Annotated in this window: 9 protein-coding genes; 3 read left to right on the top strand and 6 right to left on the bottom strand. The window is 68.6% G+C overall.

Annotated features, from left to right (window positions below; genetic code table 11):
* Positions 1–66 precede the first annotated feature (66 nt).
* A complete protein-coding gene (locus tag E1261_RS41435) occupies positions 67–789 on the top strand; it encodes a polysaccharide deacetylase family protein (RefSeq protein WP_238176776.1) in 723 nt (240 codons plus the stop codon).
* On the opposite strand, the gene E1261_RS41430 is transcribed toward E1261_RS41435, so the two are convergent.
* Positions 786–1577, bottom strand: coding sequence for an HAD-IIA family hydrolase (locus E1261_RS41430; RefSeq protein ID WP_132415244.1), 792 nt, complete (start codon positions 1575–1577; stop codon positions 786–788). The genes E1261_RS41435 and E1261_RS41430 overlap by 4 nt on opposite strands.
* 42 nt (positions 1578–1619) lie before the next feature.
* Between E1261_RS41430 and E1261_RS41425 the strand changes: the two genes are divergently transcribed.
* Positions 1620–2834 carry an MFS transporter gene (locus E1261_RS41425; protein WP_132415243.1) on the top strand — a complete coding sequence of 405 codons (1215 nt, stop codon included), beginning with the start codon at positions 1620–1622 and terminating at the stop codon, positions 2832–2834.
* On the opposite strand, the gene rpe is transcribed toward E1261_RS41425, so the two are convergent.
* On the bottom strand, positions 2802–3464 hold the full coding sequence (gene rpe, locus E1261_RS41420; RefSeq protein WP_132415242.1) for a ribulose-phosphate 3-epimerase: 663 nt from the start codon (positions 3462–3464) through the stop codon (positions 2802–2804). The two genes, E1261_RS41425 and rpe, sit on opposite strands and share 33 nt — an antisense overlap.
* A gap of 72 nt (positions 3465–3536) precedes the next feature.
* Here rpe and E1261_RS41415 point away from each other — a divergent pair, with 72 nt between their 5' ends.
* Positions 3537–4235 (top strand): class I SAM-dependent methyltransferase, encoded by a 699-nt coding sequence (locus E1261_RS41415; RefSeq protein WP_132415241.1) that lies wholly within the window; start codon positions 3537–3539, stop codon positions 4233–4235.
* On the opposite strand, the gene E1261_RS41410 is transcribed toward E1261_RS41415, so the two are convergent.
* The 4 genes from E1261_RS41410 to E1261_RS41395 are packed head-to-tail and all read right to left on the bottom strand — an operon-like array spanning position 4223 to position 7239.
* Positions 4223–4948: a cobalt-precorrin-6A reductase gene (locus E1261_RS41410; RefSeq protein ID WP_132415240.1), complete on the bottom strand. Its 726-nt coding sequence runs from the start codon at positions 4946–4948 to the stop codon at positions 4223–4225. The genes E1261_RS41415 and E1261_RS41410 overlap by 13 nt on opposite strands.
* Positions 4945–5727, bottom strand: coding sequence for a precorrin-4 C(11)-methyltransferase (cobM, locus tag E1261_RS41405; RefSeq protein WP_476703278.1), 783 nt, complete (start codon positions 5725–5727; stop codon positions 4945–4947). Before cobM ends, E1261_RS41410 begins: the two co-directional genes overlap by 4 nt.
* Positions 5682–6866 carry a precorrin-6y C5,15-methyltransferase (decarboxylating) subunit CbiE gene (cbiE, locus tag E1261_RS41400; protein WP_132415238.1) on the bottom strand — a complete coding sequence of 395 codons (1185 nt, stop codon included), beginning with the start codon at positions 6864–6866 and terminating at the stop codon, positions 5682–5684. Before cbiE ends, cobM begins: the two co-directional genes overlap by 46 nt.
* Entirely contained in the window at positions 6856–7239 is a 384-nt protein-coding gene (locus E1261_RS41395) for a TIGR03618 family F420-dependent PPOX class oxidoreductase (RefSeq protein ID WP_132415237.1), read from the bottom strand. The genes cbiE and E1261_RS41395 overlap by 11 nt, the downstream gene beginning before the upstream one ends.
* Between the last annotated feature and the right edge of the window lie 174 nt (positions 7240–7413).

The raw sequence follows: 7413 nt of genomic DNA, 5'->3' as shown, positions 1-7413 counted from the left end.
CGTCAGTCGAGTCTCCATGCGTCCCCCTGGGCGGGTGGAGTGAGGCCCACCCGCCCAGGGGGACGCATGGAGACTCGACTGACGCGGACCGGTCAGCGGTTGACCGGGCTGGCGATGCTGGTCGGTGTGAGTGTGGTGATCGGGACGATCGTGGTGGCTGCGGCCCGGCCTGCGCCGCCGGCTCCGGTGCCGCCTGCTGTGGCTGCGCCGGTGAAGACACCGTTGCCCACCAAGTACGTCGTACTGACGTTCGACGATGGGCCTGATCCGGCGTACACGCCGAAGGTGCTCGAGGTGCTGGCGAAGTACGAGGTGAAGGCGACGTTCTTCGAGGTCGGGAAGAACGTGGCGCGGCATCCGGAGCTGACCAAGCGGATCCACGCGGCCGGGCACGTCATCCAGAACCACACGTGGACGCATGCCGACCTCCGGCATCAAACCGCGGCCGGGTTCCGGAAGCAGGTCGGCGATACCGATCAGGCGATCCGGTCCGCGGCCGGGATCACGACGACCTGCCTGCGGCCGCCGTACGGCGGGGTGAGTTCGACCGTCCGGCAGCGGGCGAAGGAGCTTGGCAAGGAACTGGTGATGTGGACGATCGACTCGCGGGACTGGTCGAAGCCGGGTGCTGCGGTGATCGAGAAGCGGGTGCTGAGCAGCGTGGCGAGCGGTTCGGTGATCCTGATGCACGACGGCGGCGGGAACCGAAGTCAGACCATCGCGGCGCTCCCGAGCATCCTGGAGAAGCTCAAGGCGCAGGGATACGGCTTCCGCACGCTCTCGTGTTAGCCGAGTGCTTCGACCAGCGGTACGACGTCGGCGATCGACTCGACGATCCGCGTCGGCCGGTACGGGAACCGGTCGACCTCGTGCTCGCTGGTCGACCCGGTCAGCACCAGCACGCTGCGTAGACCGGCCTCGAGACCGCTGATGATGTCGGTGTCCATCCGGTCGCCGATCATCACCGCGGTCTCGGAGTGCGCCTCGATCCGGTTCAGGGCGCTGCGCATCATCAACGGGTTCGGTTTGCCGACGAAGTACGGCGCGACGCCCGTCGCGCGGGTGATCAGCGCCGCCACCGAACCGGTCGCCGGCAGCGGCCCCTCCTGGGACGGGCCGGTCGGATCCGGGTTGGTGGCCAGGAACCGCGCACCGTCCGCGATCAGCCGGATCGCCTTCGTGATCGCCTCGAACGAATATGTCCGGGTCTCCCCGAGTACGACGTAGTCCGGCGCGCGGTCGGTCAGCACGTACCCGACCTCGTGCAGGGCCGTGGTCAACCCCGCCTCCCCGATCACGTACGCCGTACCGCCCGGGCGCTGGTCGTCGAGGAACTGCGCCGTGGCCAGCGCGCTGGTCCAGATCGCGTCCTCGGGAATATCGATGCCCGCGGCAAGTAACCGGGCGCGCAGATCCCGCGGCGTGAAGATCGAGTTGTTGGTCAGCACCAGGAACTTCTTGCCCGAGCGTTGCAACGTCGCAATGAACTCGGCCGCGCCCGGGATCGCGCGCTCCTCGTGCACGAGAACGCCGTCCATATCGGTCAGCCAGCTCTCCACCGGCTTGTGGTCGCTCATCGGGCCATCGTAATTGTCGGAGGCGGCAGACAGAATGCGGACATGGAGCTTTCCGGGTATCGCGAGCTGTGGCGGACGCCTGGCGTGATGGGTTTGCTCGCCTCGTCACTGCTGGCCCGGCTGCCGGTGCTCGCGACCATGGTGCCGGTGGCGTTCCTGGCGAAGGACCTGAGTGGGTCCTTCCGCTGGGCGGGGGTCGTCGCGGCGGCGTACTCGATCGGGATGGCGATCGCCGGTCCGCTCTGGGCCCGGACAGCCGACCGGCGTGGGGCTCGTGGAGTGCTGCTGGTGACCGGCGTGTCGTGGAGCGTGGCCCTGTTCCTGGTGGCGGCCCTTCCCGATGGGCTCTATCGCTTGATGCCGGTCTTGACGTTTCTCGCCGGCGGGCTCGTGCCGCCGGTGATGCAAACCTTGCGGGCCGCGTGGCCGCGGGTGGTTCAGGGGCCGGCTCTGCGGACGGCGTACTCGCTGGATGCGACGGCCCAGGAATTGCTGTTCATCGTCGGCCCGATGCTCGGGGCAACGGCTGTGAGCGTGGCCAGCCCGCGGCTCGGCGTGCTGCTGGCAGCGTCGATGTCAGCCGTGTTCATCTGGTGGTATGCGCTCCGACAACCCCGGCCGCTCCCCCGCGACGCGGACGGTCCAGCGCCACTGACGGCAGGTCAGTTGCTCTGGCATCACTACCGCCTGCCTTTGATCCTGTCGTTCGGCCTGTGGATCATGGCGTTCAGCGGGATCTCACTGGGGATCGTCGCGTTCGCGGACGAGCACGGGAACCGGCTGATCGCCGGGATCATGGAGGCTGTCTGGGCGTTCGGCAGCCTGGTCGGCGGAGCGGTCGCGGGTGCACTGCCAGGGCGACGTACGTCGTACTTGTGGCGCAGGGCTGCCCTGGTCACGGCCGGGATGCTGTTGTGCGTGTTCGCAACCTGGTCGCCGGTGTCACTGGGAGTTGCCCTGCTGGTCTCCGGCGTGACGCTGGCACCTGCGATCGGTGCGCTGTACGAGCGTCTCGGTGCGCTGACACCGGATACGGTCCGGACCGAGGTGTTCGGCTGGATGGGCAGTGCGGCGATGGGTGGTGCCGCGATCGGGTCGGCGGTCGCAGGTGCGGTCGTCGAGAGCTTCGGTGTTCGCTACGTCTGGCTGGTCGCCACCGCACTCGCCGCGCTGTCGTTGGTGCTGCTGCTCAGGATCCCCCCGGAGCAGTCGGCCGCAGACGTGTCAGCCAGCGGCCTGCGCGGCGAGGGAGCGTAGCTTCTCGACCATCGCGTTCGGGTCGTCGGCGGCGTACACCGCGGAGCCGGCTACGAACACGTCCGCACCGGCCTCCGCGCACCGCTCGATCGTCTCGGCCGATACTCCGCCGTCGATCTCGATCCACAGGTCGAGGCCGTGCTTGACCAGCAACTCCTTGGTACGGCGGATCTTCGGCACGCACACGTCCAGGAACTTCTGCCCACCGAACCCGGGCTCCACCGTCATGATCAGGATCATGTCCAGCTCGGCCAGCAGGTCCTCGTACGGCTCGATCGGGGTCGCCGGCTTCAGCGCCATCGCCGCCCGCGCCCCCTTGGCCCTGATCTCCCGCGCTGTCCGGATCGGCGCCCGGCAGGCCTCCACGTGGAAGGTGACGCTGGACGCGCCCGCCTCGACGTAGCCCGGCGCCCAGCGGTCCGGGTCCTCGATCATCAGATGCAGATCCAGCGGAGTATCGGTCGCCTTGGCCAGCGACTCCACCACCGGCAGGCCCAACGTCAGGTTCGGCACGAAGTGGTTGTCCATCACGTCAACGTGCAGCCAGTCCGCATTCGACACGGCCGCCGCTTCGTCGGCCAGCCGGGCAAAATCCGCGGCCAGGATGCTCGGTGCGATCTGAATCCCCATGCGCCCAATCTATCCAGCCGTCTGCTGATAGCGAACCAGGAACGCCGGTCGCACAGCGGCCGTTCAACGAACATGGTGAACCTCACAAGCGCCTACGAAGAACTGGCGGATGCCTACCACGCGGGCGTCGGCGCCGGTTTCGACGATCCGACCTTCGACGCGCTGGTCGGCGATGTGAACGGTCAGCGCATTGCCGCGGTCGCCTGCGGTCAGGGTCGCGACGCACGACGCCTGGCCGAGCTGGGCGCTGAGGTGGTCGGCATCGACGCCTCGGCGTCCCTGCTGGCGCATGCGCGCAGACTCGAGCAGGAGTCGCCGCGCGGGATCGAGTACGTCCACGACGACGCGCACGAACTCCGCAGCATCCCGGACGCCTCGTTCGACGCAGTGGTCTGCCACATGGCCTTGATGGACATCCCGGAGCTCGAGCCGACCGTGCGGTCGATTGCGCGGATCCTCAAGCCTGGCGGGTCGTTCGTCGCGTCGATCGTGCATCCCTGTTACAAGACGCCGGCCGACGGTGAGCTGATCGACCACGTCGACGGAACGACGAGACGCATCGTCGGCCGCTACTTCGACGAGGGTCCCTACAACAGCGTCACGCGGCTGGAAATCCTGCCACGGGTCGCCTACCACCGGATGCTGTCGACCTACGTCAACACGTTGACTGCGGCCGGGCTACCCATCGTGAAGATGCTGGAGCCGGTCGGCGATCGCCCCGTCTGGCAGGCGGTACCCGGTCTGCTCTACTTCCGCTGTCAGAGGGCTTGAAGCCAACTGGTCGCGGCGGCCGCTGTCTCGACCACAGGCACGCCGAGCGGTGCGGCTGGGCGGTGGATCAGAACTACCGGCAGCTGGAGTTCGCGGGCCGCGGTGAGCTTCGCCTCGGTTTGCGGGCCACCGCTGTCCTTCGTGACCAGTACGTCGATCCGGTGCCGGCCGAGCAGTTCCAGTTCGGCGGCGACGTCGTACGGGCCTCTGTCGAGCAGCAGGGTGCACCAGGTCGGTGCGGGCTCGGGCGGGTCCACGCAGCGCGCGAGCGTCCAGAGGCCGGTGCTTGCGAACGTCTCCAGCCCCTGGCGGCCGATCGTGAGGAACACTCGCCCGCCAATCGACGGCAGGAGCTCAGCCGCGGCCGCCGCCGTGTCCACCCAATGCCAGTCGTCACCCGGCGTTGCCGACCAGCCCGGGCGTCGCAGTACCAGCAGCGGTACGTCGGCCTCCCGCGTGGCCGTGACTGCGTGCTCGGTCATCGTTGCGGCGAACGGATGGGTCGCATCGACGACCGCATCGACCGGGTGGCTCTGCAGCCACTCCGTCAGCCCTGTCACTCCGCCGAAGCCGCCGACCCGCACTGCGCCGTCCGGCAACCGCAGGTCCTTGGTGCGCCCAGCCAGCGACGAGGTGACGTCGATGCCGTTGGCCACCAGTTGCGCGGCGAGCTCACGCGCCTCACCGGTACCACCCAGCAGCAGGACCTTCATCGCTCACGCGTAGTCGAGTACAGATGGCTGTCCCGGAACTCGGTTGCCACCAGCACCTTCCCCACCACGATGACCGCCGTACGGCGGATGCCCGCAGCCTGCACCTGCTCCGCAATGTCGGCCAGTGTCCCCCGCAGCACCTCCTCGTCGTCGCGCGAGGCTTTGGCGACAACTGCGACCGGACAGTCGGCGCCATAGTTCGGCAGGAGCTCTTCGACCACGCGATCGATCTGCTGCACGGCCAGGTGCAGCACCAGTGTCGCCCCGCTCGCGCCGAGCGTGGTGAGATCCTCACCTGCAGGCATAGCCGAGGCACGGCCGCCGATCCGGGTCAGGATGACCGTCTGGCCGACCTCTGGCACGGTCAGCTCGCGGTTGAGGGTCGCAGCGGCGGCCGCGTACGCCGGTACGCCGGGTGTGACGTCGTACGGAATGCCGAGCGCGTCGAGGCGGCGCATCTGCTCAGCCATCGCGCTGAACACCGACGGGTCCCCGGAGTGCAACCTCGCCACGTCCAGGCCGGCCGAATGCGCGGCCGCTAGCTCAGCGACGATCTGATCCAGGTCGAGGTTCGCGGTGTCGACCTTGCGCGCTCCGAGCGGGCAGTGCTCGAGGAGCTCAACCGGCACCAGCGCACCGGCGTACAAGCAGACCGGCGACGCACTGATCAGGTCCCGCCCGCGGACCGTGATCAGGTCCGCCGCACCCGGCCCGGCTCCGATGAAGTGCACCGTCACTTCGTCACACTCCAGATCGTCACCGGCATCGCCGGACGCCACCCGGTCATCCCACCGACCGCTGAGGCCCGCTGCACGTCCAGCCGCACCAGATCACCACCCAGCTCCTGGTACCAGCGCGCAATCAGTACCTCGGTCTCCAGCGTCACGCCGTTCACCACCAACCGCCCGCCGGGCCGCAGCGCCGCCCAGCACACCTCGATCATCCCGGGCGCAGTCGCTCCGCCGCCGACGAACACCGCATCTGGTTGTTCCAGGCTGTTGAGTGCCTCCGGAGCCGAACCGTGGACCGCTACCACCTTCGCACCCAGCGCAGCGACGTTCCGCTCGAGTCTTTTGAGCCGCTCCTCGTCGCGCTCGACAGCGATCGCCCGGCAGGACGGGTGATGACGCGACCACTCGATCGCGATGCTGCCCGCTCCCCCGCCCACATCCCACAGCAACTGCCCCGGCACCGGCGCCAGCCGCGACAGCGTCACCGCACGCACCTCACGCTTCGTCAGCTGCCCATCACTCTCGTACGCCGCGTCCGGCAACCCAGGTGCCGTCGACAACACCGGTCCGTCCGCACAGTGCACTCCGATCACGTTGAGCGGGTCCACCTCACCAGCCCACGCCTCAGCCGTCGTACTGGTCACACGCTCGCCCGGTCCGCCCAACTGCTCCAGCACAGTGAACTCACTCGCCCCGTAGCCGCGCGCTGTTAGGAGCACCGCCACCTCACCCGGTGTCCGCGCACCCCAGCTCAGAACCACCAACCGCCGCCCCGGCTGCACCTGCGGATGGACCAACTCAGTCGGATGCCCCACCAGACTGACCACCTGCACCTGCTCCTGCGCCCACCCCAGCCGCGCACACGCCAGCGAAACACTCGACGGATGCGGAATCACCCGCACAGCACTTGCCCCCAGCAACCGAACGAGCGTCGTACCGATCCCGTGGAACGTCGGATCCCCACTGGCCAGCACACAAACCCTCCGCCCCCGGTACTCCGCCAGCAACCCCGGCAACGCCTCCGACAACGGCGACGGCCAGGCGCGGCGCTCCGCCGTACCGTCCGGAACCAGCCCAAGCTGCCGCGCACTCCCGATCAGCACATCAGCCTTGGCAATCACCTCCTGAGCAGCCGTCGACAGACCGGCCCACCCGTCCGCCCCGATCCCGACCACCTCAACCACCATTGCCAAGCACCTTCGTGACAGTGATCTCGATGACCACGCGCTGCGGATTCACCCGCGGCTCCTTGTACCGCCGCGCATACCGCCGCTCCGCATCCCGCACCCGCTCCGGCTCGTCCACCACCACCGCACGCCCCTCCAGCGTGCTCCACCGCCGCCCATCCACCTGCGTCACCGCCACCGCAGCACTCCCCAACCGCCGAATCACCCGAGCCTTGTACGACGCCCCCGAGCAAATCACCCGAGCCACCTCCGCCTCAGCATCCACCGTCACCCCCACCGGCGTCACATGCACAGACCCGTCCCCCCGCACAGTGCTCAGCACCCCCAGATGCCGCTCACTCCAAAACTCCACCAACCGCTCAGTCCAAAGCACCCAGCGATCGTAAACAGCCTGCCCCGCCCGGCGGATGGCCGGGCGGGGCAGTCAGGCGCTGGACCCCTCAGCCAGCGCGGTCTGGTTAGCCGATGTCTCGGTGGCGGAAGGTGGTTAGGCCGGTGAGGAGGAGGGCTGCGGTGATGGCGGTCAGGGCTAGGACGGGGGTGGTGG

Origin of the sequence: Kribbella albertanoniae (assembly GCF_004348455.1) — a bacterium.
GTDB lineage: Bacteria > Actinomycetota > Actinomycetes > Propionibacteriales > Kribbellaceae > Kribbella > Kribbella albertanoniae.
This window is presented reverse-complemented; position numbering and strand designations above follow the sequence as displayed.

Coding starts and splice junctions, on each gene's coding strand:
- E1261_RS41435 (WP_238176776.1), top strand. CDS start 67: ATGGAGACTCGACTGACGCGGACCGGTCAGCGGTTGACCGGGCTGGCG.
- E1261_RS41430 (WP_132415244.1), bottom strand. CDS start 1,577: ATGAGCGACCACAAGCCGGTGGAGAGCTGGCTGACCGATATGGACGGC.
- E1261_RS41425 (WP_132415243.1), top strand. CDS start 1,620: ATGGAGCTTTCCGGGTATCGCGAGCTGTGGCGGACGCCTGGCGTGATG.
- rpe (WP_132415242.1), bottom strand. CDS start 3,464: ATGGGGATTCAGATCGCACCGAGCATCCTGGCCGCGGATTTTGCCCGG.
- E1261_RS41415 (WP_132415241.1), top strand. CDS start 3,537: ATGGTGAACCTCACAAGCGCCTACGAAGAACTGGCGGATGCCTACCAC.
- E1261_RS41410 (WP_132415240.1), bottom strand. CDS start 4,948: ATGAAGGTCCTGCTGCTGGGTGGTACCGGTGAGGCGCGTGAGCTCGCC.
- cbiE (WP_132415238.1), bottom strand. CDS start 6,866: ATGGTGGTTGAGGTGGTCGGGATCGGGGCGGACGGGTGGGCCGGTCTG.